Below are 24333 nucleotides of genomic sequence, written 5' to 3'. Positions count from 1 at the left end.
GCGGACTTACAGCCAGTACATCTCGAAGCACGCGCCCACGGGGCCCGCGCCGCTGTTGGGCGCCATGGGCGAGCTCACCCACGCGCCGCCCACGCCGCACTGGCTCCACTGCTGGTCAGACGAGGACTGCACGCACGTGCGCGCGGGCACGCTGCGGCCCAGCGTGGCGGAGGAGCACCACGGCCACGACTGGGTGCAGTTGGTGGGCTTCGTCGTGGTGCCCGCGGTGAAGACGCCGGACACGCACTGCCGCCACACCGCGTCCGACGAGCTCTGCACGCAGCCCAGGTTCGGCACCGTCGTGCCCGCCGTCTCCGACACGCAGCCCGACGTCGTCGGCGCGTCCCAGTTGAAGCCGCCGTCCGCGTACCGGTGGTAGATGACCGCCACCAGCGACGAGCCGCCCACCGTGGTGCGGCCACACTGCGTCGCGTACGCGCCCACCCAGGGCGTGTACGTGTACAGCGCCGCGGTGGCCTTGTTGGTCGGCTTGATGGAGCACGGGTCCAACGACGCCTTCGTCGTCCCCACCTTCCAGCCAGACACGGTGGTCCGCCCCGCATCCAGGTCCGTGAAGTAGCCGCGCAGCTTCTTCGCCGAACACTCAATCTGCTTGCCGAAGCCCGTGTATTGCGCGTCACACCCGCTGCTGTCCGGACAGCCACAGCCGGTGGCCTTGGCCAGGTTGGTGGAGGTGCCGCTCTGCACCAGGCTCGACTCCACCTGGATGCGCGCCAGCATGTACAGCGGGCTGATGTTGTACGCCTTGGAGCGCTCGACGATGAGCGCCGCCGCCGTCTTGTTGCTGAAGGCCGGGTCCTTGTACGTCGCCAGGTACGAGCCCTGCTGCGTCAGGAACGCCTGCACCTGCTCGGTGGTAATCCACTGATGCCCCAACAGATGCGTGTCCTCCAGGAGCCGGTGCATGTCGTACTTCACCGTGGCCCGCTGGAGCACCTGCCCGGTCAGCTCGTCGATGACCTCGCCTTCTTCGTCATCGATGACGGGACCACAGCCAACCGCCAGCAACGCGGGCACCACCAGCCACCACAGTCGCGTCTTCATCACGGCCTCGAGGGGATGTGCCGCGCCCGCGAGGAAGCCCAGACCACCCGGCGGGCTCGGCAGGGGGGAACCCTGACGTGTAGTCGGCGCGAATACCGAGTTTCAAGAATTTCTTGAATTGAAAGATTAACAGATTGTTATCGCGAGGCTGGATGTCGGGCGAGGAAGCAGTCAGGACGGCCCCCTGTCCCGGAGTCCCAGGCCCTTGAGCCGTGCAGGGCGTGGCGAGGTAGCGTGACTGTCGTCATGCGCATGCACACTTCGACGTGGCTGAAGCGACTCGCTCCGCTCACCCTCTGCCTGCTGATGCTGGGAGGCTGCTCCGACTCGGGCACGGACGGCACCAACACCCCAGACGGCGGCAATGGCATACCGGACGGTGGCGGCGGGACGCCAGACGGTGGCCCGGTCGGCACCGGGTGCATGGGCGAGACGTTCCTCGCGTCCCTGGGGAAGAACCGGCTCCTCGTCGGCGCGCAGATGGAGCCCGGCACGGCGGCCGGCGCGCCCTTCGACGTGCACTACCTGTACGTCGCCAGCGGGCTGGTCGACTCGACGAACGTGTGCACGTCCTGCACGACGGGCTGCACCACGTCCGGCACCTCCTGCGCGGGCGCGGCATGCGCGTGGTGGGGCTGCTGGCAGGACGTGTCGGATCCGCCAGGTGCCTACGTGCGCGGCCACGTGTCCGGGGCGAAGGGGCGCCAGCAGCTTCCCTTCATCACCTACTACCAGCAGCTCCTGGGCGGAGTCGGGCCCGCGGGCGAGGGAGAGCAGCAGCTCCAGGCGCTCAACGACGTGGCCATCATGCGACGCTACTTCGCGGACTATCGCTTCACGTTGCAGCAGGTGGGCAGCGAGCCCGCGCTGCTGCACCTCGAGCCGGACCTGTGGGGCTATCTCCAGTTCTTCTCCAATGGAGACCCGGCCACGGTGCCCGCGCAGGTGGCGAGCGCCAACGCCACGGACTGCTCGGGGATGGCCAACAACGCCGTGGGCGTGAGCCGGTGCATGATTGCGATGGCTCGCAAGTACGCGCCCAACGCGAAGGTGAGCCTGCACGCCAGCCCCTGGTCGACGCGCACGGACGTGTACCTCAACACCAACGCGTCCTTCGACATCGCCGGTGAAGCGCGCAAGGTGGCCGACTTCCTGTTGAAGCTCGGCGCGGCGGACACGGACTTCATCGTCGTGGAGGCGTCGGACCGTGACGCGGGCTTCTACGACAGCATCGGCGAGGACACGTGGTGGGACGCGAACAACACCACCCTGCCCCACTTCCGTCAGGCGTTCACCTGGGCGAGCGCCATCTCCGAGCGACTCAACAAGCCGAACTTCTGGTGGCAGCTCCCGGTGGGCAACATGAACCTGCCGAACACCAATGAGCGGTGGAAGGACAACCGCGTGGACTACTTCTTCTCGCACACGTCGGAGCTCGCCGCCGCGCACTCGGTCGGCTTCTCCTTCGGCGCGGGCGAAGGCCGGCAGACCTCGCCGGAGACCGACAATGGCAACCTGTCCAGCCGCGTGAGCGCCTACAAGCGCGCCGGCGGCCAAGCGCCCTGCACGCCGTAGCGAAGCGTCCGTGTCGCAGGTGTCCTCCGAGGGTTCTTCTCGGAGGCACCGACGCGCGGCTCAGAACAGGCGCGAGTAGGTGGGCTTCGCCTCGGGACGCGGTACCCACCGCTGACCGTCTCGCGGGAGCCACAGGAGGTGCAAGCGCCCCTCGGGGCCCTCGTACCGCACGGTGTGCTCGCCTCGCGACAGGGGGAACTCCGCCTCCGTCACGCGGGCCCCATCGACGAACAGCGCGCCCGACTCCAGCATGGACGCGGGCTCGACGAAGTAGCGCCCGTCACGCACCGCCAGGAAGCGACCCTCCAGCGCGCTCCCGGGGGACACGTCGTATCGCTGCCCCCACAGGAACAGGTCTCCGTCGTAGGGCTGGTAGTACGTATCGAGGAAACCTCGCAGCGATGGCGGCAATCCCGACGTCCGCAGGTCATCCACGCGCAGCACGCAGCCGCGCTCCACCAAGGCCCGGGGCACCTCGCGCGCCAGCACGTCCGGGATGGAGCCCCGCAGATAGGCATCCGTGTAGAAATAGAAGTGGGCGTGTGGCCGGCTCACATAGCCTCCCGAGTTGTCGTAGACGACGTCCTCGGGCCCGGTGAGCGTGGCGATGCGCGCGAGCACGTCTCGCTGTCTGGCATTGCCCCCGCCATCCACGAGGGCCTCCATCCTCCAGAGTTGAAGACAGAGCAACACCCCGAGCGCCAGGGCCGCGACGACTCGCGCCGGGGGCGTACTCCAGCCGCTGAAGATTGCCACCGTGCCTCGCGCCATGAACGGCGCGAGCGCTCCCAGGAAGGGCAGCAGGCTGTACGGAAACGGCGCGCGCTGGAGCGCATACGAGCCAAACGTCGCCAGCACCGCGAGCAGCAACGGCAGGTCCGCGCTCGCCCAGCGCTCCACGCCCGCACGCCACCACGCGCGCACGGTGACGAGGAACCCCAGCACCGCCAACGCGAAGAGCCAGGGCTGCTCGCGAACCATGGGCAGCAGATAGTCCCGCCACGAGAAGCCGGGGTAGTGCCGCTGATGCTCCGCGGCCCACGCGAAGCACCACTGCCACCAGGCGCCCCACGAGCCCGTCACCGTCAGATACGACGCCACCGCCGCGAGCCCCACCCCCGCGCCCGCGAGAAACGCGCCGGGCCGAGCCACGAGCGCCGGCCCCCTGCCCCGTCGCCAGACGATATCCACCGCGAGCACCGCGCCCACCACGCCGCCGTGGAACAACACCTTCTGCGAGGACCAGAGCGCGGCGGAGAACAACACCCCCGCCACGAAGCCGAGCCCCCGGGTGCCCGGCCTCACCGACAACGCGGCGAGCCCTCCCAAGAACAAGGCACAGGCCAATGCGTCCGGACGAATCTCCACCGCGAAGCGCGTGAAAGGCGTCAGCGCCAACAACAACACCGGAGCCAGCCACATCGACACGCGGCCCTCGCGTCGATTGAGCACGGCCACCGAGATACACGCGCCCGCCAGCGGCACGAGCATCACCAGACGCAGCGCGAGCACACCCCGAGGCGCATCCCCCACGAGCCAGAACAGCGGCGCCAGCCCTTGATAGACAAGCGGGAAGTGGACCTCGAAGAAGTCCCGGTAGGGCACCTGCCCTTTCGACACGAGCCAGGCCGCGTGCGCGTACTGGAACTCGTCGATGCTGAAGCCCTTGTGCAACGCCAGGCGCGCGGCCTGGAGGGCAAGTGCGAGGAGCGCCAGCGTGAGTCCCAGGCGCCCCCAACGTGCAGACGTCATTGGCGCCTCATACCTCGAAAGAGCCATTCCCAGATTCTGGTAGGGGGGAATTTTTTTGACCCAGTTGTGGCACCCATTCTTTCCGTGTATCTCTTCTTTACCCTGTGAGCTTCATAGGGAGCGGGCCGCCCTCCTCATCGTGATGACACCTCCAGGTCGGGGGCGGCCCGTGCCACATCCGTAGAGGGGGAACCACCGAAATGACTCAGACCCATCCGTGGGGCGCCTGGCGCTCCGCGATTGCTCGCTCATGTCGTAATGCTGGCGGCGCCGCGCTGTTGGTATTGGGAGTGGCCGCGCCGGGGAGCGCCCTGGCCACCCTGAACCTGCCGGGCATGAACCTCAATGCGTATTGCGCCTGGCAGTACGGCTCCGGCGCGTTCTCCACGCTGACGCAGCAGAATGCCTTTGGCTGGTCTTGCTACAAGAATGGGCAGTACCTGTCCATGGACCTCACCCAGGCCTGTCTGACGCAGCACCCGAACTCCAACATCTATCAGGCCGCCTACCAGACCTTCAGCGACCCCTATTCCTGGTACTGCCAACGCCGGGGGACGTACACCTCACAGCCGGGCGCCCAGCACACGCTCTACATCTGGAAGGGCCAGAAGGTCACGCTGCACACCCCCGATGTGACGACCTGCACGGTGTCGCAGATCAAGCTCGTGGTCGACGGGCTGGACAATGGCTACACCTTCTACCAGGACATGACGGGCCGGACTCCCAGTTCGGGCCGCAGCTACCAGGGCACGGACAGCCTCGCCATCCTCCCCTCGGGTGTCGCGACGGGCTGTGGGAGCGCTTCCGACCCGGCCTGCGGTGACCTCGGCTCGCATGGCATCGAGTTCAAGTTCGACCTGTTCCAGCTGAACATCTGCACCGATGCCGCCGCGGGCAAGCACAACCAGGTCGGCTTCTACGAGCTGGGTCGCAACTTCTGGTTCTACGGGCCCCAGCTCGCGTCCAACAATGGCAACTACGGCCACGCCATGGTGACCGGCTACGCGGTGCTGAATCGCTTTCTGGCCATGGAGTACTACGGGCTGCCCGTGTCCTCCAGCCACACCACCCTCTACACCAACGTCAAGAACCTGATGACCGCGTACCAGGCCGACGTGGCCTGCGGCACGGTGGGCGCCACCAGCACGCCCATCAGCCCGGGGAGCACCCGCTGCTTCAAGCATGACTGGGCCAACACGCTGCTGGTGAGGCAGGGCATCGGAGGGTTCGACACCACGGACCTGTTCGCGTCCTTCGTGCTGAAGCTCAAGAGCGTCCACAACTGGAGCTTCATCTTCCAGCTCTGGCGCAAGGTCGAGCAGCTGGGCAGCGTGACGAGCCCGTACTCGTCCGCGGACAACTTCGTGCTCGCGGCCAGCCGCGCCGCGAACGTCAACCTGTCCGACGTGTTCCAGTACACGTGGCGGTGGCCGGTGAGTTCCTCCATCCGCATCACGCTCCAGAACGAGCTGGGCAACCCGGTGAGCGGCACGCCGTACCTCTAGCCGCCACTCACCGGTCCAGTCGACGACGAGAGCGGGCGCGCGCGGCCTCCAACGCGGAGTCCACGCCGCCCTCTTTCGGCTTCGCTTCACCTTCGGGAGCGCGGGGCCCCGCCTCGGGAGCCGCTGGGGCCGACGTCACGGAAGTCACCGTGGAGGGCGCGGGTGACGACGGCGCCAGCACGCTCCCCGCCACGGACGCCTCCGACACGGTGCGCGCCTTCACGCGCTGCCGAGGCGCGGAGAGGAAGCGGCGCACGGCCACCTCCGACAGCAGCACGGCCACGGCCAGCGCCACCAACCACGGAGCCAGGGCCAGGTGTCCCTCCGACTCGGGGGCTTCCTCGAAGAGGCCCGTCATGGACAGGCGCTCCACGCCCCCTCCCACGGCGGCGACGGCTCGCAAGAGCGCCAGTCCTTCCTTGGGACTTCCCGGCTCGAACTCCGGGGCATACGGCAGCGCGACGGGTGGCGCACGCAGGGCGCGCGTGCCCACTCGCACCACCGGGTGCCACGTGCCGCTTCCTTCCAGAGGGAGCTCCGCCACCAGCCGGTCGTCTTCCTCCCAGCGCATCGGATGCTCGGTGGGCGCGGACGTCCCGTCGCCAGACAGCAACATCAGCGTGGGCAACGTCGCGGGCAGCGGCTCGTCCGGAGGCAGGTCCAACGTCACGCGCAGCAGGTGACCGCGGCGCTCCGAGCGCACCACCGCTTCTCCCAGGGGAGAGCTGCCCGCCAGCGTCCAGCGCACCATCGCCTCCAGCGTCGCGCGCAGCGAACCCCACTGGCGCAGCTCGCCGGTGAACGGGCCATCCACCTCCGCGGTGAAGGCCACCGTGCGTCCCGCGCCGCGCGGCCACATCGCGAGCAGGGGCGCGGCATGCGTGTCGAGCGTGCGCAGTGCCACGCTGGCCCGAGGTCTCAGATAGGTGAGGTTGTAACCGCCCACCTGGGGCAGTCCCTCGGAGGGCAGCTTCCCCAGGAGCGGCAGGTCCGGCGCGGCCTCCACCGAGACGGGCTCGTCGATGAACGTCGCGCGCGCGACGGCGAGCGTCTCCTGGCTGAAGATGCGTGGGAGGCTCATCGCGTCCTCCGCGAAGTAGATGCGCCCGCCGCCGCGCTGGGCCACTTCCTTCAGCAGCGCCGCGTCCACGTCCTTCGGCGTTCCCAGGCCGATGACGGACACCGTCACGCCCTCGCCCTGCAGCTCCGACAGGGTGCGACGGTAGTCGTCCGGCTCCTCGGAGTCGGCCGCGTCGGAGAAGAGGAGGACATGGCGGGTGGGCTTCTCGCTCTTGAAAATCTGCTTGCGCCCCGTGCGCAGCGCTTCGCCCACGTAGATGCCACCGCCGCCGCTGAAGCCCTTCGCCACCTTGTCGTACGGCAGGCCCGCCTGCACCGAGCGAAGGGGGAAGATTTCATGGGTCTCCGTGTCCACCATGTGCACGGAGGCTTCGTCCTGGGGGTTGAGCAGCGTGAGCGCGGCCACGACGCCCTCGGCGGCGACCTCCATCTTCGTGCGGCCGTCGGGCACCGTGGCGCCCATGGAGCAGGAGCAGTCCATCAGGATGCTGATGGCGATGGACGCGCGCCGCTGCTCCTCTCGCATCTCCAGCGAAACGGGCAGCAGCGGCTCCACGGGTGAGCGGCGATACCCCCCTTCGCCGAAGCTCTCGCGCCCGCCCGTCATCACGAGCCCCCCTCCCGCCTGCTCCACGTAGGCCGCGAGCGCGTTGAGGCCCGGCTCGCCCAGGGTGTTCGCGTCCACGTTCTCCAGGACGACGGAGCCCACGCCGTCCAGGTCATCCAGGGTGAGGCGGAAGGGCGCACGGACCTCCAGCACCAGCCCCGTCGCTTCGAGCGCCTTCGCGAGGGTGCCCTTGGGCTGGTTCGTCACCAGCAACACGCGGCGAGGACCTTCGACTCGCAGGACCGCGAGCCCCTTGTCGTTCTCCACCACGCCGTCTCCCGGGACTTCGACGGTGAGCTGGTAGCGCGCGAGTCCGGGCTCCTCGATGAGGTCCCTCAGCGGGAGGACGTTGGGGCCGGGCTGGAGATCGAAGGGGCCCTTCACCAGCACGCGGCCATTGCGCTCCAGTCGCACCGTGCCCGTCACCGCCGCGGAGGCGTACACGCTGGCGGAGAACTGGAAGGGCTCGCGGGAGGACACGGCGGTCGGCACGTCCAACGAGACGACGGCGACATCGAGCGGAGGCTCGGGCCGCGCGAGCTGACGCCAGTCCACGGCGATTCCACGGGCCGCGAGTCTTCGCGCGGAGCCTCGTGCATCCGTGCCCGTGGCGCGTCCATCGGAGAGGACGAGCACCCGGCCGGTGCGCTCCTGGGGGATGAGGGCGTTGGCGGCATCGAGCGCGGCGGACAGGTCCGACGACTCCGCATCCACCGGACGGGTGAAGCCACCGAAGGCTCCGCCCGAGGACAGGGGTTGCTCCACCCGGGGCTCACGGCCGAAGACGATGACGCCCACCCTGTCACCGGGTCGGCGCTGTGACTCCAGATGGGAGACGAGTTCCTGCGCGGTGCGGTCGATGTCCCGAGGCATCGAGGCGGAGCGGTCCACCACCACCACCACGTCGCTGCCCGCGTCGGCCCGTCGCAGCTCCGGCCCCGAGAGCGCACCCACGGTCAGCACCAGCAGCGCTGCCCGCAGCCACATGGGCGGACCGGGCCGCCGGCCGAACTTCCAGAGGAAGAGGCCCAGCGGCAGCAACAGCACCCACGCCTGGGGGAGGGAGAAGGTCATGACACCCGCCTCGTGACGTAGAAATCTCCCACCAGCGCGAGGAGCAACAACACCAGCGGCCAGCGCGCCCGGTCCGAGGCATTCGCGCGCGCCTCGTCGCCTCCCGATTCACGCGCCGGCACGTCCGCGCGCCCACGTCCCCGCAGGTCCGACTCGCGCGCGTCCAATGCGAGGACTTCCGCCGCGTCCACCACCTCCGCGTCATCGCGTTCCAGGACGTAGCGCCCCGGCATGGCAGGGGGAGGAAGGCTCACCGCGCCCGCGCCGAACACCGGCTTGCTTCCACTCGGACCCGTCAGCGTGTAGCGCTTCCCTGGCAGTGTCACCAGTTGGAGCGGCTCGCCCAGGGTGAGCTGTCGTCGGACGAAGCCCTCTCGGGCGCGACGCGACTCTCGCACCACATTGCCCAGCAACACGGGCCAGGCGGACACGCGCTGCACGTTGGAGCGAGACAGGTCCACGTTGAGGTGCAGCCGTCCGTCGTCCTCCTCGGAGACCAGCACCGCGTCACCCGCCGTGACGAGGGGATGCCCCGGGGGATTCTCTCCCGCCGACCACCTCACGCCCGCGAGCTGTACGTCGTCCAGCAACGGGTGTCCCTTCTCGGAGAAGAAGGGCCCCACGAAGGTGCGCACCTTTCCCGTCGCGCCCACCGTCACCTTCGCATCCGTGCCTCGTGGGCCCATGAGCAATGTTTCACCCGCGGCGCCGTCTCGTGCCACGTCGGGGGAGGCCGCGAGGAAACGCTCCAGGGCGTCACGTTCGAGCGGACCCAGGCCCTGGGCCAGACTCACCGCGAGGGGCCGTGTCGGAGAGGCCGTGAGCCGGGCCTGACCGTCTTCGAGCAACGCGTCGTCCGGCAGGGAGACCTCGACGTCACCCGCGTTCTGGAAGGTGAGGCGCACCGTGGCGGAGCCCTCGCCTTGGAGCGAGACCTTCTCCACGCGCTCCGTGCCTTGCTTCGCGTCGGGACCTGGGAGTGCGCGCAGCCGCACGGACACTGACTCAGGGCCCGCGCCGAAGCGGGCCACTCGCAGCGTCACGGTCGCCGTGCCGCCATCGTCCTTGCGCTGCGCGGAGACGAACGCCACGTTTTCGCGCGCCGTGCCCAGCGCCGTCCACCGCACGGGGGCTGGGATGACCAGTCCCTCCACGGGGGCGGCGTCGGTGAAGAAGGCCACGTGTTTGCCCGCTCCCGCGAGTTCCTGGGCCCACAGGAGCGTGGGCATCGGGTCGTGGTCCGCGCCTCGTGACTGGAAGGACTCGAGCGCCGCCAGGGCGCGGGACGGCTCTGCTTCCGGACCCGCGACGACACGCGGACTCAGCCCGGTGGCCAGCACCGTCACTCGCGTGGCGGCTTCGTCTTCCACCCGCTTCGCGGCCTCGCGGCGTGCGAGTTCCAGCACCGTCACGCCATCCGGCCCTCGCGCGGACATGGACAGGCTTCCGTCCACCACCAGCACCAGGTGCTTCGTCCGCGCCGTCTCGCCCAGGCGCACGTCCGAGAGGTACAGCGCCGCCGCGATGACCGCGAGCGCCTCCAACAGCAGCGAGGCTTCCCGCGTGAAGCGCTCCCAGCGAGGTCCTGCCTCCGCGCGGGGACGCGGCGTGCGCCACAGGAACAATGCGCTCACCACGACCGGCTTTTGCCGACGCCGCAGGAAGTACGCCGCCACGAGGGGCACCAGCGCGCCCAGGGCGAGCAATCCCCACGGGAAGCCGAAGCTCATGCCACACCTCGCGCGACGGCACGGGAGCACGACGCACAGGCCCGCAATCTCCACGAGAGGTCGGCGCTCATGCCGCACCTCGCGCAACGACGCGGGAGCTCTGCGCGCCATGCGCCCCTGAGCGGTCGAAGCTCACGCTCGACCTCCCGCGACGAACAAGGGCCGCAGCGGGCCCATCACCAGGGCGTTCAGTGTCTCCGTGGCGGGCGCCGTCAGGAGCGCTCCACGCGAGCGCAGGGCCGCCGCCCTCAACACGCGCTGGTGCTCCGCGAAGCGCCGTGCATACGCGGCCAACACGTCCTCGGTCAGCAACTCCTCCAGCGCCGCGCCAGTCTCCGAGTCCACCAATCGCGCGCCCTCGCCCCCCGTCGGAGCCAGGTCCTCCGCATCCAACACCTGCACCAGGAAGACCCCCGCCGCGCCCCGCGACAACCGCGCCACCATCGCGGGCAGGTCCGCCTCGAACAGGAAGTCGCTCACCACCACGCGCAGGCCACAGGACCTCGGCGGAGGCATCCGCCCCAGCGCCGTCACGAGGTCATCCTTCGCGTCGAACTCCAGCGCGCGCAGCGCCGCCCGACAAGCCGCCCCCTGCACCCGCTCCGACCGCACCCCCGTCGCAAGCAACGTGGGACTCAATCCCTGACGAGCCCCCACCTCACACGCGAGCAACGCCAGCTCCCGCGCACACGCCGCCTTGCGCGGTGACAACGCCATGGAGCGCGAGCCATCCAGCACCACCTCCACGCGCGGCGACACCTCGTCCTGCCGCACCCGCAAGATGAGCTCATCGGTCCGCGCCACCGCGTTCCAGTCGAGCTGCCTCAGGTCATCGCCCGGCTGATACGCCCGGAAGTCATGCAGCTCCAAGGCGCTCCCGGTGGACGCCGCGCGGACCTCACCCACGCGGCCCCGGTGAGGCCCTCGCGGCAACGCCAGCCCCAACCCGGGCGCCAGTCGTCCCACCGCCGCTTCATCCAGACGCTCGCTCACGGCAGATGGGCCCGCTTCTCACGCTCGACGAGCACCCGGTCCGCCATGAAGGCGACCAGCAACGCCACACCCACCACGAAGGCGACCAGCGGCCACGCCATCCCCGGCTCGGCCGTGGCGTAGTCATGCGCCCCGAAGTTCGCGATGCCCACCACCGGATTCAGGAGGTTCAGCAGCGGGTCCCCCATCTCGATTCCCACCAGCGCGGCCACCAGCGGAGGCAGGCCCGCCGCCACGCCCACCGCCGCCACGAAGAGCAACCGCACCGAGGCCGGCGACGAGAACCGGTCCGAGCGAGGCATCCTCCCGAGCACCAACGCCAGGGACAGATAGAGGATGACGTAGGCCGGCATCACCGCCATCAGCATCCGCATGGATTCGCTGCCGTGGTTCGTCTTCCCCGACACCAGCGCGAGCGCCGCCCACACCCCGGCCCACCCCACCAGCAGGAGCATCGTCAGTCGGAAGCCACGCAACGCGCCGGGCCGGAACAGGGACACCGGGCCGGTGGCCGCTCGCAACGCGCGCGCCTGCCCGTCCACGTCCGTCACCACGAAGAGCCCCACGACGGCGAGGTGCAGCGTGCCGCAGACGGCGAAGATCTCCGTCACCACGTGCCCCTGGTCCTCGTGCCACCAGAACCCCAGCCCCACCACCAAGGCCACCAGCATCTGCACCACCATCACCCGCCGGGGGCCGCGTGTGTAGTCCTCCGTGGAGAGCGACAGTCGCGACGCGGCCACCTCGAACAACAGCCAGCCATCCAGGAGCATCAACCCCAGCCCGATGCCCATGGCCAGATGAACCCCATCGTTGCTCAGGAGCCTGTTGCCCGAATCACTCAACGCGCCCGAGACGCCCAGCGCCGCACTGAAGGCCAGTCCCAACACCCCCAGCACCACGAAGTGCACGAAGGCGCGCCCCATGCGGCTGTCCGCCAGCGTCGCCGCGCACACCGCCACCACGGTGAGGAACACCAGCCACGCCCCACCCAACCCCAGCACCGCGAGGATGGACGGCAGGGAGATGCCATTGAGGTAGTAGCTGAACAACAGGAAGGGCCCCACCGCCGAGGCATACAGCGCCGCCTGCACCAGGAAGGAGGACACCTTGCCTCGCAGAATCCTCCGAGGCCCCAGGCCCGTGAGCACCAGCAGCACCCACGTGTCGTCCTCCCGCTCGCGCGCCAGGGAGCGATACGCGCTGTAGGGAATGACGAAGAAGTGCACCACGGCCAGGCAGATGAAGAACGCGAAGAAGTAGCCCTGGCCATGGTGGGCGAATGCCTCCTCCCGCGTATGCACGAAGGCCACGAGCGCCAACACCAGACAGGCCAGCAACATCAAACCGAAGCACGCCCAGAAGACACGCGTGCGCAATCCCTGGCGGACCTCCTTCACCACCAGCGGATTGAGGCGATCTCCCCACCGCTCCTGGAAGGACAGGCCCGCGGTGCTCGCGTCCGCCGTCTCCACGGATGCGGACACCTCCGTCCCCGCCCCCGTGCTCGTCTCCACCGGCGCGCTCACGCCAGCCTCCCCTTCGTCACCGTCATGAACGCATCCTCGAGGTTGCGCTCCCGCATGCCGAACGAGCACACCGGCAGGCCCGCCGTCACCAGCGCCGACAACAGCCCCGCCGCCGCAGCGTCCACCTGCCCCGCGCCTGCTCCCGCCTCCAACTCCAGCCCCACCCTCAAGGACTCTCCCTCTCGCGAGACGCGCGCCACGCGCGGCTGCTCCAGCAGGAGCCGCTCCGCTCGCGCCCACGCCGCGTCCGCATCCGCGCCCACCGCCAGCCGGACCATCAGCTCCACGGCGGCGACACTGGCGCCCTGCCGGAGGATGTCCTCCACCCTGCCCGTGGCCAGCAGGCGCCCCTGCTCGATGATGGCGCAGGTGTCACAGATTTCAGCCAGCTCCGTGAGGATGTGACTGGAGATGATGACGGCCTTGCCCTGGTCCGCCAGGGCGCGCAGCAGCTCGCGCAGCTCGATGCGCGCACGCGGGTCCAGGCCATCCGCGGGCTCGTCCAGCAGGAGCAGCTGCGGGTCGTGCAGCAACGTGCGCCCCAGCGCCACCCGCTGCCGCATGCCCTTCGACAGCGCCGTGGTGAGCTTGTCCGCCAGCGGGCCCAGCCCCGTGAAGCCCATCACCGACTCCACGCGCTGGCGCCGCTTCGCGCCCGTCAGCCCATACGCCCGCGCGAAGAAGTCCAGGAACTCGAAGACTGTGACGTCGTCATAGGTGCCGTACCGGTCCGGCATGTAGCCGATGAGCGGACGCACCCGGTCCGGCGTGTCCACCAGCGAGTGGCCCCCCAAGAGCACCTCTCCCGCCGTGGGCGAATCCAGCGTCGCGAGGATTCGCAGCGTGGTGCTCTTGCCCGCGCCATTGGGGCCGATGAAGCCCAGGATGCTGCCCGGCTCCAGATGGAACGACACGTCGTCCACCGCCCGCAGCGCGCCGTAGTCACGCCGCAGCCCCTTCACCTCCAGCAACGGACTCATGGCCTCACCTCGCCGCGGACCAGATGCACGGCGGTCTCCACTTTGGAGGGCATGCCACTGCTCGGCAGCGGCCCCTGCCCGCTCAGCCGCGCGATGAAGCCTCCCTCGGAGAGGTCCGCGCTGAAGGGCGTCAACGCATTCGACAGCCGGAGCCCCGCGCCATCTCCCAGGTGCCGCCCGACCAGGGTGTCCGCCACGTTCCCCGGCTCCGGCTCGGGAGCCCCCAGCGCGCCTTCCTCACCGTCGGACAAGGCAGGCAGCCGGCGCACCGTCCCGTCCAGCCGCACGTACCCCTCCTCCAGTCGCGCGCCCAGCGCGTTCTGGACACGGGGCGCATCACCCTCACGCTTGAGCACCAGCCGGGCCCGCGACGGGAGCACCGCGACCTCACCCCACTCGCGATAGGTCCTCGGCGGAAGGAAGCCGTCCCCCACCCTGAGGCCCGCCGTCCAGTCCAGGTCCGCCAGGGCGTCGTCCAGGTCGGGCGGCGGCAGGAGCACGCTGGAGGCGGGCAGGTGCAGCGCGTCGGGCGACAGGTTGGCGTACCAGGCGCTCAAGCCCGCCGTCACCGCGCGCGCCCGCGCTCCGTCCAGCCACGTCAGGCTGTAACGCGAGGTGTGCACGGCGAAGCCATCCACCAGCACGGACCAGAAGATGAGCGCCAGACACGTCACCACGGAGACGGCCGGCACCATGATGAGAACCGACACCGGCCCCCGGCGTCTCGCCAGCCACCAGGCCCCGGGGCCCACCACCAGCGCGAAGGCGGTGATGACCAGCAGGAAGCGCCCCACGGGCGTGCTGGCATTGGACAGCAGCGGCCGCGGGTCTTTCGTCTGCATCAAGGGCGCCACCCAGCGCTGCGTCATGCCCAGGGGAATCACCACGCCCCGCTGGTAGGCCTCGATGCCGACGGAGCCCCCTCGAATCAGCGACGCACACTCGAACTTGCTTTCCAGGCACGTCCACACCTGCCCGAAGCCATACTGTGACTGGGGGGTCGTCGCTTCCGGCAAGAGCGGCAGGCGCTCACGCAGGTCACGGGAGGGGCGCGTGACGACCAGCGTTCCTCCCGTCGCGGCGTAGGCTTCGAGCACGGCCCATACATCCGCCGGAACCGCCGCGGCCTCCGCCGTGACGACCACCAGTTGGAAGCCCACGTAGGCAGCCAGCTCACGAGGAGCATCCTTCGCGTCGAGGAAGCGGATGGAGAAGTAGGGCTCGTCCCGCTCCCCCGTCTTCGTCAATCCCGTGGAGGTCTCGAACTCCGACACCGTCCCCACCGACAGCACCGGCTCGAAGCGGTCGGAGTCGGCGTAGAGGGACTCCACGATGGGCTTCAATCCGGGTGAATCGACCCGCAGGGTGACGGAGTGCCACGCCACGGGCAACGGCACCCAGGTGACGACACGCTGCCGGGGCCCCACCTCCACATGCCGCATGGCGGAGCGCGACGTGTCTCCGTAGGCGGGAGAGAAGGCGATGCGCACCGGGAGCGCCTGCGACCCGCTGTTGTTCAGCACCACCTGCGCCGCCCAGTACCCACGCTGGGGCTTCAGCACGGCGCCGTGCATGGTGACCCGCAGGGGGCCCTCCGTGACGGAGTCCACGGTGCCCGTCGCGTCGCGATAGCCGTTCGGAGCGTTGGCCTCGGTCGCGTCCTCGGCCTCGGCCACGGCCTGCTCGACGGCGACGGCCGCCGGCGGGGGCGAGGTGCCCAGCAGGAGCCACAGCGAGAGCATCGCGACGCTAGTCACGCGGCACCTCGGGCACGGCCTGGAGCAGCGCGCGCACCACGTCCGGAGCGGACACCTTCTCGAGCGACGCCTCGTACGCGAGCACCAGCCGGTGATTGAGCGCGGCGGGAGCCGCGGCCACCACGTCGTCGAAGCCCACGTTGGGCCGTCCACTCAACAGCGCACGCGCGCGGCCCGCGGCGGCCAGGGCGAGCGCGGCGCGCGGGCTCGCGCCATAACGCACGAAGCGGCGAACGGCTTCGGGCGCGGACGCCTGGCGCGGGTCGCTGGCCTCCACCAGTCGCCCGATGAAGTCCGCCACCGGCCCCGGCAGGTGCACGCGGTCGGAGGCGGCGAACAGGCGCGCGAGCCCCTCCCCATCCAGGACGGGAGACAGCTCCGGCGGTGCGCCGCGCACGCGCGTGGTGAGCAGCGCGCGCAGCGTCTTCGCGCCCACGGGCGGCACCTGGATTCGGAAGAGGAAGCGGTCCAGCTGCGCCTCCGGCAGCGGGTAGGTGCCCTCCAGCTCGATGGGGTTCTGCGTGGCCAGCACGAAGAACGGGTCCGGCAGGGTCCGCGTCTGGCCGAGCACCGTCACCCGGCGCTCCTGCATCGCCTCCAACAACGCGGACTGCGTCTTGGGACTGGAGCGGTTGATTTCGTCCGCGAGCACCAGGCTCGCGAACAGCGGCCCCTCGCGGAAGACGAACTCGCGGCGCCCCTCGCCCTCCAGCACGTAGGTGCCGGTGATGTCTCCGGGCAGGAGGTCCGGGGTGAACTGGATGCGACGGAAGGGCAGCGCGAGCAGCTTCGCCAGCGACTTGCACAGCTCCGTCTTCCCCAGGCCGGGCAGGCCCTCCAGCAGCACATGCCCGCGCGCGAGCACGGCGACGACGACCTGCTCGACGACGGACTCCTGGTCCAACAGCACCGTGTTCAGGCTGTCCCTGAGCCGGGCCGCCACCTCCGCCGCCCCCTGTGCCTCGGCGGGACTGAGAAGCTCCGCTGCCACGTGTGTCTCCCCTTCCAGACTACTCGCCACCAAAGTACCGCTTCACCAGGTCGCGGTTGCGCGGCAACAGCGGCTGCGCACCAGGCCCCGCCGTCGCCTCACCCCGCGCGCTCGTTCCCCGCGAGCCCGCAACCCCCGCCGACCCCGTGCCGCGCCGAGGGTCCGCCGCCTCGAGCCCCCAGAGTTCTCCGGCCTCGCCACCCTGTCCCTCCGGAAGCGGCTCGAACGCGAGTCGGTCCGGGTCCATTTCCGCCTCACCGCCGAAGACGAGCGGACTCGGCCCTCCACCCTCCGTCCCCGTACCATGACGAATGCCCCGGCTCGCATGGCCCTCATTGCCTGTCTGCCCCGGTCCCTCGCCCTGCCCCTGTCCCTCGCCCTGCCCCTGTCCCTCGCCCTGTTGCTCGCCGTCCTGTCCGGGTCGCGACGCACCTTCGCTCCGCTGGCGCGCGCCCTGCTTCCGACGAGAGCCCGACCGTTGTGAGCTCGCCTGGGCGCCTTGCCCTTCGCGGGGCTCGAAGCGCTGCGAGAGTGACTGCTGTCGACGCTCCAGCGACCGGCGGAGTTCCGAAATCTGGTCCGGAGCGCCCGAGGCCTGGGCTCGGGCCTGGGCCTGCCGCCGCGCCTGGGACTGCGCTTTCGATCCCTCCGAATCCGCGGTGCCCTGCTGTCCCGACTGCGAAGTGCCCTGCTGCCCCGACTGCGAGGTGCCCTGCGTCCCGTTCGGGTCCTCTCCCTGAGGCCCCTGTTGTCCCTCGCCCGAGTGGGCCGATGCCTCACCCGGTCCCTGGGAGTCCTCACCCTCGCCCTCACCTTCCAGGCCCATGAGCGCGCGCTCCAGGGCCTCGCGCTCACGAGACGAGGACTCGGCGCCGCCCGCCGCCCCCAGGGCTTCCTCCAAGTCACGCGCGGCCTCGGAGGCCTGGGCCAGCTCGACGGCGGCCTCGGCGGCGCGCTCGGCGAGTCGCTGCTCCAGTGAATCGGCGGCCTCCCAGTCACCCGAGTCGAAGCGACCCGCGGCCACTTCCTCGGCCAGTCGGCGCAACTCGTCCTCCACGGCCTCGCCCAGAGGTTCCTCCCGGGCCAGGGCCTCCGCCTGGGCCTTCACGGCATCCACCTTCGCGGCGGCCGCGGCATGAGGGGCGCGCGGGCCCTTCGGCGCGGGCAGCGGGAGGAGGAAGCCGACGAGCAGGAACAGCAGCGCGCCCAGGAGGGCCCCCACGGGACGCCGCCACGCCACCACGGGGAGCTTCACGTCACGCACGAGCTGATTGACGCTGAGCTCCCACTCCCCCATGGGCCGCTCCAGCCGGGTGAGGAGCAGTCCCCCCGCGTTGGCCGAGCGGTCCGCGAGCACGGCTGCATGCTCCAGCGACACGCCCCGCGTCCGTGCGCGGAGGAAACACCACGCCAGTCCCGCGAGGACCAGCGGAGGCAGGGCCCAGACCACCGCGCCACGCAAGAGCAGCCGGGCAAGCACACACGCCGTGACGGTGGCCCACAAGGGAACGAGGCTGGCCTGTGCCCAGGCGAAGGCGTTGAGGCGCCGCTGCACACGCCGCACCGGGGCGAGCACGAGAGCCTGGAGGCGACGTTCTTCGCTGGCGGCCATGGGGAGGGGCCAGTGTCGGACACTCGGCCGGCCCCCACAAGCCACGCGGAGCGGTAACAACGCGCCGGGTTCCCCACGAAGGAGGACCCGGCCGGGAAGACAGGGACTACTGGGCGCGGCTCGGGTCCACGGTGAGGCAGGGCTCCATCTCGTCCGGGACGACGAGGAACAGCTCCTCGCGGTTCAGGTTCTGGAGGAAGCCCAGCCCGGGGTCACCAATCTGCCCGCCTCCGTCATAGAGCAGGGCCGTCCAGTCGTTCTGCGTCGCGGGGAACACGTCCGCGACGCCATTGCGATTGAAGTCCCGGGAGTAGTTGGCGACCGAGATGTCGCTGTCGCCATTGAAGTCGATGTTGGTGCTCGCGTTGCCGATGACCTGGGCCTCGTTGAAGCGCAGCCCGCTGATGCGCGCGAGGTCCGCCTCCTTGGAGGGAGCGACCGGCGCGAAGGCCGCGACCTCGTTGATGGTCGCTTCGTTGAAGGAGGCAACCCGCACGCGCGAGTAGTCGAGCACGTTGGCCACGCCGCCAATGGTGAAGCCGTTGAACTGGTACTCGTAGTTCATGATGCGCAGGTAGTTGGGCTTGAAGTTGGCGTGGTCGGTGCCGCCGTGGCGCAGGCCGATGTTGTGCCCCAGCTCATGCATGATGGTCCCGGCCAGTTGCAGCGCAGTGCTGTCTCCGGCGTCGCCCAGGGTCATCACCAGGTCATGGGCGGGGATGCCTCGGGAGATGCCACTGGAGTAGTCCCCGTCATAGTGGTTGGCGATCACCATGTAGTGGAAGAAGGGCCCTCGGCTCGCGGCGAAGTACTTGGACTTGGCCTTGAGCTTGTCGAAGTCCGTCCAGACGGGGTTCAGGTCAGGGTCCGCGTCCACCGCGGCGATCTGCTGGTCCACCACCAGGTGCAGCGAGACGCCCGTGGAGCCATCCGGGTTGCTCACCGGCGCGTTGGCAAACGCGCGGACTCATACCCATCCTTTGCGCTGCACCCATTTGCATCACGCCATGCAACGCATCCCTTACGGCTCACGGCCGCGCTTCGACTTATGGCATCCGCCGGCAATGAAGAACTCTCGCAATCTTGTATCACAGCAATGCCAGGGATTGGACAGGCACGAACCCTCCAGGACACTGCCGCTCCAACGGCGCGCTCAATGGCAGACAAAAGGCCGGGCCCTCGGAAGGAGGACCCGGCCTTGGGATGCGAAGGCTTCCGCGAAACGAGGGACTACGGCATGCGGCTCTCGTTCACGGTCTGGCAGGGCTCCAACGTTTCCGGGGCATCGAGGAACCGCGCCTCGCGGTTCAGGCTCCGGAGGATGCCCAACCCGGGGTCACCAATCTGCCCGGCCCCGTCATAGAGCAGGGCCGTCCAGTCGTTCTGGGACGCGGGATACACGTCCGCGACGCCATTGCGGTTGAAGTCCCTGGAGTAGGTCGGGGCATCGGTGACGCCATTGCCGTTGAAGTCGGTGTTGTTGCTCGCGTTGCCGACGACCGAGACGTTGTTGAAGCGAAGTCCGCTGATGCGGGCAAGGTCCGCCTCGGTGGTGGGGGCGACAGGCGCGAAGCCCGAGCCCTCGTTGACGGCCAATTCGTTGAAGGAAGCGACCTGCACGCGCGAGTAGTCGAGCACGTTGGCCGCCCCGCCGATGCTGAACCCATAGAACTGGTACTCGTAGTTCATGATGCTCAGGTAGTTGGGCTTGTAGTTGGCGTGGTCGGTGCCACCGTGGCGCAGGCCGATGTTGTGCCCCAGCTCGTGCATGATGGTTCCGGCCTGATCCAGTGACGTGCCGCCTCCGGCGAAGCCCAGGGTCATCACGAGGTCATGGCCGGGGATGCCGCGAGAGATGCCACTGGAGTTACCCCCGTCGTAGCGGTTGGCAATCACCATGTAGTGGAAGAACGGCCCCCGGCTCGCCGCGAAATACTTGGACTTGATCTTGTCGAAGTCCGTCCAGACGGGGTTCAGGTCCAGGTCCGCGTCCACCGCGGGAATCTGCTGGTCCACCACCAGGTGCAGCGTGATGCCCGTGGAACCGTTCGGGTTGGAGATGGGCGCGTTGGCGAACGCATTGATGACGCGGTTCAGCGTGGCCTGGGTGGGCTGGAGGCCGGGGTAGTAATCCACCTCCACGAAGACGTCCTTCTTGCGCGCGTTCGCCCCGAGCGCGGCCAGGTCCAATCCCCCGAATCCGAATGACTCCGCGTAGTCGCTCAGGCGGTCACCGTCCGTGTCGGTGCTGTTGGGGTTGGTGCCCAGCAACGCCTCGACGATGTCGCAGATGCCATCCTTGTCCGTGTCCAGGGAGGCGAGCAGGCACCCGACAGGGAGCGGAAGAGGCACGGCCTCCGCGGTCATCTCCTGGGCGGTGCTGTCCGTCTCTTCTCCCTGCACATCGGTGACGCCACACCCGGTCAACCCCAGGAACACCAGGGTGCCTGACAACAAGCGTTTGCAAAGCGGGTTCATACACGTCCTTTGTGCTGCGAGGATTCACATCGCATCGCGCAACGACTTCTTTACGACTTGCGGCAATTTCAGGATTTAGTCTATCTGCCACTTCTGACAAATCTTTGGAGACCGGAGGCCCCAGGGATTGGAGCAGGGTGAAACGCGGGGGCCACTGCCTGGAATTGAACGAGGGCCGGCCCTCCAGGGAGGATTTACCCTCGGGTCCTCCCGCTGTCGGAATGCGGCACATCGCGCGACGTCCGCGGTGCGGGGGAATGAATGTCGAACCGAGAAACGAATCCGAACGAAACACGTTCGCCGCGCAAGGACTTCAGCGAGTCCGCGTGCAGGGCTCGCGGAAACCAGGTGGTGGAGCGCACCGCGCGTTCTCGCGCCGCGCCGGAGCTGTTTGGCCCCGCGGACCAGCTCCAGGCTCCCGGCTTCCTCACGGCCTTCGTCCCGCTGGAGCCCCAGCCCGAGCCCTCATGGCGTCCCGGCATGGGCGCCATCCCCTTCGATGGCGGCGCGACGTTCCGCGTGTGGGCGCCTCATGCGCAGCGCGTACAGGTGGTGGGAGACTTCAGTCACTGGCACGCGGTGGAGCTTGCGCGCGAGCCCTCCGGCAACTTCTCCCGTGACATCCCTGGCGCGGGCAATGGCCAGCAATACCAGTTCATCATCCAGGGCCGTTACGGCGACTGGCGCTGGCGCAATGACCCGCGCGCCGCGGACGTCACGAACTCCACGGGCAACAGCGTCATCCTGGACCATCGCGACTTCGTCTGGCGCTACGACGGCCTCTTCCGGATGCCGGAATTTCACGAGGCCGTCCTCTACGAGCTGCACATCGGCACGTTCAACGACTCGGCCGGGTGGGGACCGGGGCATTGGCTGAGCGCCATCGACAAGCTCGACTACCTGCGAGAGCTGGGCGTCAACGTGGTGGAGCTGATGCCCTCGGCCGAGTTCGCGGGGGACTTCTCCTGGGGCTACAACCCCACCTTCCCCTTCGCGCCGGAGAGTTCCTACGGCACGCCCAACGACTTGAAGCGCTTCGTGGACGAGGCGCACCGGCGAGGCATCGGCGTCATCATGGACGTCGTCTACAACCACCTGGGGCCCAGTGATTTGCCGCACTGGGACTTCGATGGCGAGACGTTCGGACGGGGCGGCGTGTACTTCTACTCGGACTGGCGCGCGAGCACGCCGTGGGGCGACACGCGTCCGGACTACGGCCGCTCCGAGGTGCGCGACTACCTGCGCGACAACGCGCTGATGTGGCTGCGCGAGTACCACATGGATGGCCTGCGGCTGGATGCGACGAAGGAGATTCGCACCGCCAGCGGCGTGGACAATCCCGCGGGCTGGGAGCTGTTGCGCTCCATCACCGAGGCGGTGAAGCGCGAGTTCCCCTGGAAGCTGCTCATCGCGGAGGACATGGCGTCGGACCCCGCCGTCACGCATTCCCAGGGCGCGGGCTTCGACGCGCAGTGGGACGCGGCCTTCGTGCACCCGGTGCGCGCCGCGCTCACCGCGCCCTTCGACGAGTGGCGCGACTTGAACGCCGTCCGCGACGCGCTGTACTTCCGATACAACGGCCAGGCCTCCCAGCGGGTCATCTTCACGGAGAGCCACGATGAGGTGGCCAACGGCCGCAGCCGGCTGCCCACGGAGGTGTCGCCCTACAACCCGGGGGACATGCTCGCGAAGAAGAAGGCGCTGCTGGGCGCGGTGCTGACCTTGACGGCGCCGGGCATTCCGATGCTCTTCATGGGGCAGGAGTTCCTGGAGGACGGGCACTTCGACGACGGAGACCCGCTCGACTGGAACAAGGCGGGCTGGTTCGGCGGCATCCTCCAGGCGCACCGGGACCTCATCCAACTGCGCCGCAACTGGCATGACACCAGCGCGGGCCTGCGCGGCGAACACGTCCACGTGTTCCACCTGAACCACGAGGACAAGGTGATGGCGTTCCACCGCTGGGAGCACGGCGGCGCGGGCGACGACGTCATCGTCGTGGTGAACCTGGGACACCGGACCTTCACGGGGTACGAGCTCGGCCTTCCCACGGATGGCCTCTGGCGGGTGCGGTTCAACGGAGACTGGCGGGGCTACTCACCGGACTTCGGCGACACCTCCGTGCACGATTTCTGGGGCGAGTGGGGCGGACGGGACGGACTGCCCGCGCGCGGCGCGCTCTCCCTGGGGGCCTACAGCGCGGTCATCCTCTCGAGGAATCGCTGGTAGCGTCACCGCCGAATGCTGCTCGCGCGACCGCCCGACCTCGCTCCCCGTGCCCCGTGGCCGGACATGCCCCTGGTGGTGTGGCCGGCCGCGCTCGCCATGTGGGGCCCGGGTGACGCGTCGTCCAGGCACGCCCACCACGCGATGCACCTGCTGCTCCGTCGCGAAGGCACCCTGACCTTCCGCGCGGGCACCGCGAAGGGGGACTCCCGCGCGGCGGGAGTGCTCGTGGGCCCGGACGTGCCCCACGCCATCGACGCGACGGGGGGCGACGTCATCCTCCTGTTCATCGAACCGGAGAGCCAGGACGGCGAGCGGCTGCGCGCCTCGCTCGATTCCCCCGCGCGACTCTTCGACGAAGCGGCACGTGACGCCCTGCTCGCCCGGCTGCCGCGCAAGGGCCCCATCGCGCACGAGGCCATTGGCCCGTGGATGGAGGCCACGCTGGAGGCCCTGGCCGGTCCCACGGAGGTCCCCGCACCGCGCATGCACCCGCGCGTGCGCAAGCTCCTGCGGCACCTGCGCGCGGAGCCCGCTCCCGAGGACACCTCCCTGGAGGCCCTCTCCGAGGTCGCCGGCCTGTCCTCCGGTCGCCTGATGCACGCCTTCACGGAGTCCACGGGCGTTCCCCTGCGCCCCTATCTGCTCTGGCTGCGACTGCAGCGAGCAGCGGGCGCCCTCGCCTCGGGCCGCACCGCGGGAGAGGCCGCGCACGCCGCGGGCTTCTCCGACGCGGCCCACCTGACGCGCACCTTCCGCCGCATGTTCGGCACCACGCCCTCGTTCCTTCAACGTCGCAGCCAGTTCGTTCAAGCGAAGGCCCGCCCCACCGACGCATCTTGAGCATCGACCCGCCGGACCAGTCTCCGGCTCGCTGCCCTCGAGGTGCCTCGCCATGTCCTTCGCCCTGATACTCATCTCCACCTTCCTGTTGCTCCACCTGCCTCCGCTGCGCCGCCTCCCCTCGCTCTCCACGCCCACCCGTCGCGCCGCCGTGGCCGCGGGGCTCTTCTTCATCGGCGCCGGCGTCATGCACTTCGTCGTGCCCGCCCAGTACGACGCGATGATTCCGCCGCAGCTCCCCTCGCCGCGCTTCTGGACGCTGCTGTCCGGCGTGTTCGAGGTCGCGGGCGGCGTGGGACTGCTGATTCCCCGGACGCGGAAGCTCGCGGCCCTGGGGCTCATCGCGCTGCTGCTCGCCGTCCTCCCCGCCAACATCCACGAGGCGGCGTCGAATCAGGGCTCCCACGTGCTGCCCTTCCCGAACTGGTACTTCTGGCTGCGCATCCCCTTCCAGCTCATCTACCTGGCGTGGGTGGCGTGGGCCGGTGGACTGTGGCCGCTCGGAAGCCGTGCGAGCCGCCCTGTCACTGGTTAGG

Annotated in this window: 17 protein-coding genes; 5 read left to right on the top strand and 12 right to left on the bottom strand. The window is 69.4% G+C overall.

Annotated elements, in window-relative coordinates; translation table 11 throughout:
- Positions 1–6 precede the first annotated feature (6 nt).
- The gene (locus HUA74_RS09990; RefSeq protein WP_174454317.1) at positions 7–1065 is read right to left on the bottom strand and encodes a hypothetical protein; all 1059 of its coding nucleotides are present in this window, start codon (positions 1063–1065) and stop codon (positions 7–9) included.
- A 246-nt stretch (positions 1066–1311) separates the two neighbouring features.
- Between HUA74_RS09990 and HUA74_RS09985 the strand changes: the two genes are divergently transcribed.
- Positions 1312–2640 (top strand): hypothetical protein, encoded by a 1329-nt coding sequence (locus HUA74_RS09985; RefSeq protein ID WP_174454316.1) that lies wholly within the window; start codon positions 1312–1314, stop codon positions 2638–2640.
- A gap of 60 nt (positions 2641–2700) precedes the next feature.
- Here HUA74_RS09985 and HUA74_RS09980 read toward each other — a convergent pair whose 3' ends face one another.
- On the bottom strand, positions 2701–4392 hold the full coding sequence (locus tag HUA74_RS09980; RefSeq protein ID WP_174454315.1) for a hypothetical protein: 1692 nt from the start codon (positions 4390–4392) through the stop codon (positions 2701–2703).
- A 200-nt stretch (positions 4393–4592) separates the two neighbouring features.
- Between HUA74_RS09980 and HUA74_RS09975 the strand changes: the two genes are divergently transcribed.
- Entirely contained in the window at positions 4593–5897 is a 1305-nt protein-coding gene (locus tag HUA74_RS09975) for a calcium-binding protein (protein WP_254624980.1), read from the top strand.
- 7 nt (positions 5898–5904) lie between these two features.
- Here HUA74_RS09975 and HUA74_RS09970 read toward each other — a convergent pair whose 3' ends face one another.
- The 10 genes from HUA74_RS09970 to HUA74_RS09925 form a co-directional block, all read right to left on the bottom strand.
- A complete protein-coding gene (locus HUA74_RS09970) occupies positions 5905–8658 on the bottom strand; it encodes a VWA domain-containing protein (RefSeq protein WP_174454314.1) in 2754 nt (917 codons plus the stop codon).
- Positions 8655–10388: a BatA and WFA domain-containing protein gene (locus HUA74_RS09965; RefSeq protein WP_174454313.1), complete on the bottom strand. Its 1734-nt coding sequence runs from the start codon at positions 10386–10388 to the stop codon at positions 8655–8657. The genes HUA74_RS09970 and HUA74_RS09965 overlap by 4 nt, the downstream gene beginning before the upstream one ends.
- Positions 10389–10520: 132 nt before the next feature.
- Positions 10521–11381 (bottom strand): DUF58 domain-containing protein, encoded by an 861-nt coding sequence (locus HUA74_RS09960; protein WP_174454312.1) that lies wholly within the window; start codon positions 11379–11381, stop codon positions 10521–10523.
- Entirely contained in the window at positions 11378–12910 is a 1533-nt protein-coding gene (locus HUA74_RS09955) for an ABC transporter permease (RefSeq protein WP_371745518.1), read from the bottom strand. Before HUA74_RS09955 ends, HUA74_RS09960 begins: the two co-directional genes overlap by 4 nt.
- Positions 12907–13890 (bottom strand): ABC transporter ATP-binding protein, encoded by a 984-nt coding sequence (locus tag HUA74_RS09950; protein WP_174454311.1) that lies wholly within the window; start codon positions 13888–13890, stop codon positions 12907–12909. The genes HUA74_RS09955 and HUA74_RS09950 overlap by 4 nt, the downstream gene beginning before the upstream one ends.
- Positions 13887–15647, bottom strand: a complete 1761-nt coding sequence (locus HUA74_RS09945) for a hypothetical protein (RefSeq protein WP_174454310.1) — start codon at positions 15645–15647, stop codon at positions 13887–13889. The genes HUA74_RS09950 and HUA74_RS09945 overlap by 4 nt, the downstream gene beginning before the upstream one ends.
- Positions 15640–16638 carry a MoxR family ATPase gene (locus HUA74_RS09940; protein ID WP_174454309.1) on the bottom strand — a complete coding sequence of 333 codons (999 nt, stop codon included), beginning with the start codon at positions 16636–16638 and terminating at the stop codon, positions 15640–15642. The genes HUA74_RS09945 and HUA74_RS09940 overlap by 8 nt, the downstream gene beginning before the upstream one ends.
- Before the next feature lie 19 nt (positions 16639–16657).
- Complete coding sequence (locus HUA74_RS09935) at positions 16658–18250, bottom strand: hypothetical protein (protein ID WP_174454308.1); 1593 nt, start codon at positions 18248–18250, stop codon at positions 16658–16660.
- A gap of 106 nt (positions 18251–18356) precedes the next feature.
- Positions 18357–19193, bottom strand: a complete 837-nt coding sequence (locus tag HUA74_RS09930) for a hypothetical protein (RefSeq protein WP_174454307.1) — start codon at positions 19191–19193, stop codon at positions 18357–18359.
- Positions 19194–19480: 287 nt separating this feature from the next.
- Entirely contained in the window at positions 19481–20728 is a 1248-nt protein-coding gene (locus HUA74_RS09925) for a hypothetical protein (protein WP_174454306.1), read from the bottom strand.
- Positions 20729–20989: 261 nt separating this feature from the next.
- Here HUA74_RS09925 and HUA74_RS09920 point away from each other — a divergent pair, with 261 nt between their 5' ends.
- The 3 genes from HUA74_RS09920 to HUA74_RS09910 all read left to right on the top strand — a co-directional run bounded on the left by HUA74_RS09920 (position 20990) and on the right by HUA74_RS09910 (position 24332).
- On the top strand, positions 20990–22957 hold the full coding sequence (locus HUA74_RS09920; RefSeq protein ID WP_174454305.1) for an alpha-amylase family glycosyl hydrolase: 1968 nt from the start codon (positions 20990–20992) through the stop codon (positions 22955–22957).
- A 63-nt stretch (positions 22958–23020) separates the two neighbouring features.
- Positions 23021–23797, top strand: a complete 777-nt coding sequence (locus HUA74_RS09915) for an AraC family transcriptional regulator (protein ID WP_254624979.1) — start codon at positions 23021–23023, stop codon at positions 23795–23797.
- A 52-nt stretch (positions 23798–23849) separates the two neighbouring features.
- The gene (locus HUA74_RS09910) at positions 23850–24332 is read left to right on the top strand and encodes a DoxX family protein (RefSeq protein WP_174454303.1); all 483 of its coding nucleotides are present in this window, start codon (positions 23850–23852) and stop codon (positions 24330–24332) included.
- Position 24333 lies beyond the last annotated feature (1 nt).

Origin of the sequence: Myxococcus sp. CA051A (assembly GCF_013336705.1) — a bacterium.
Taxonomy (GTDB): Bacteria; Myxococcota; Myxococcia; order Myxococcales; family Myxococcaceae; genus Myxococcus; species Myxococcus llanfairpwllgwyngyllgogerychwyrndrobwllllantysiliogogogochensis.
This window is presented reverse-complemented; position numbering and strand designations above follow the sequence as displayed.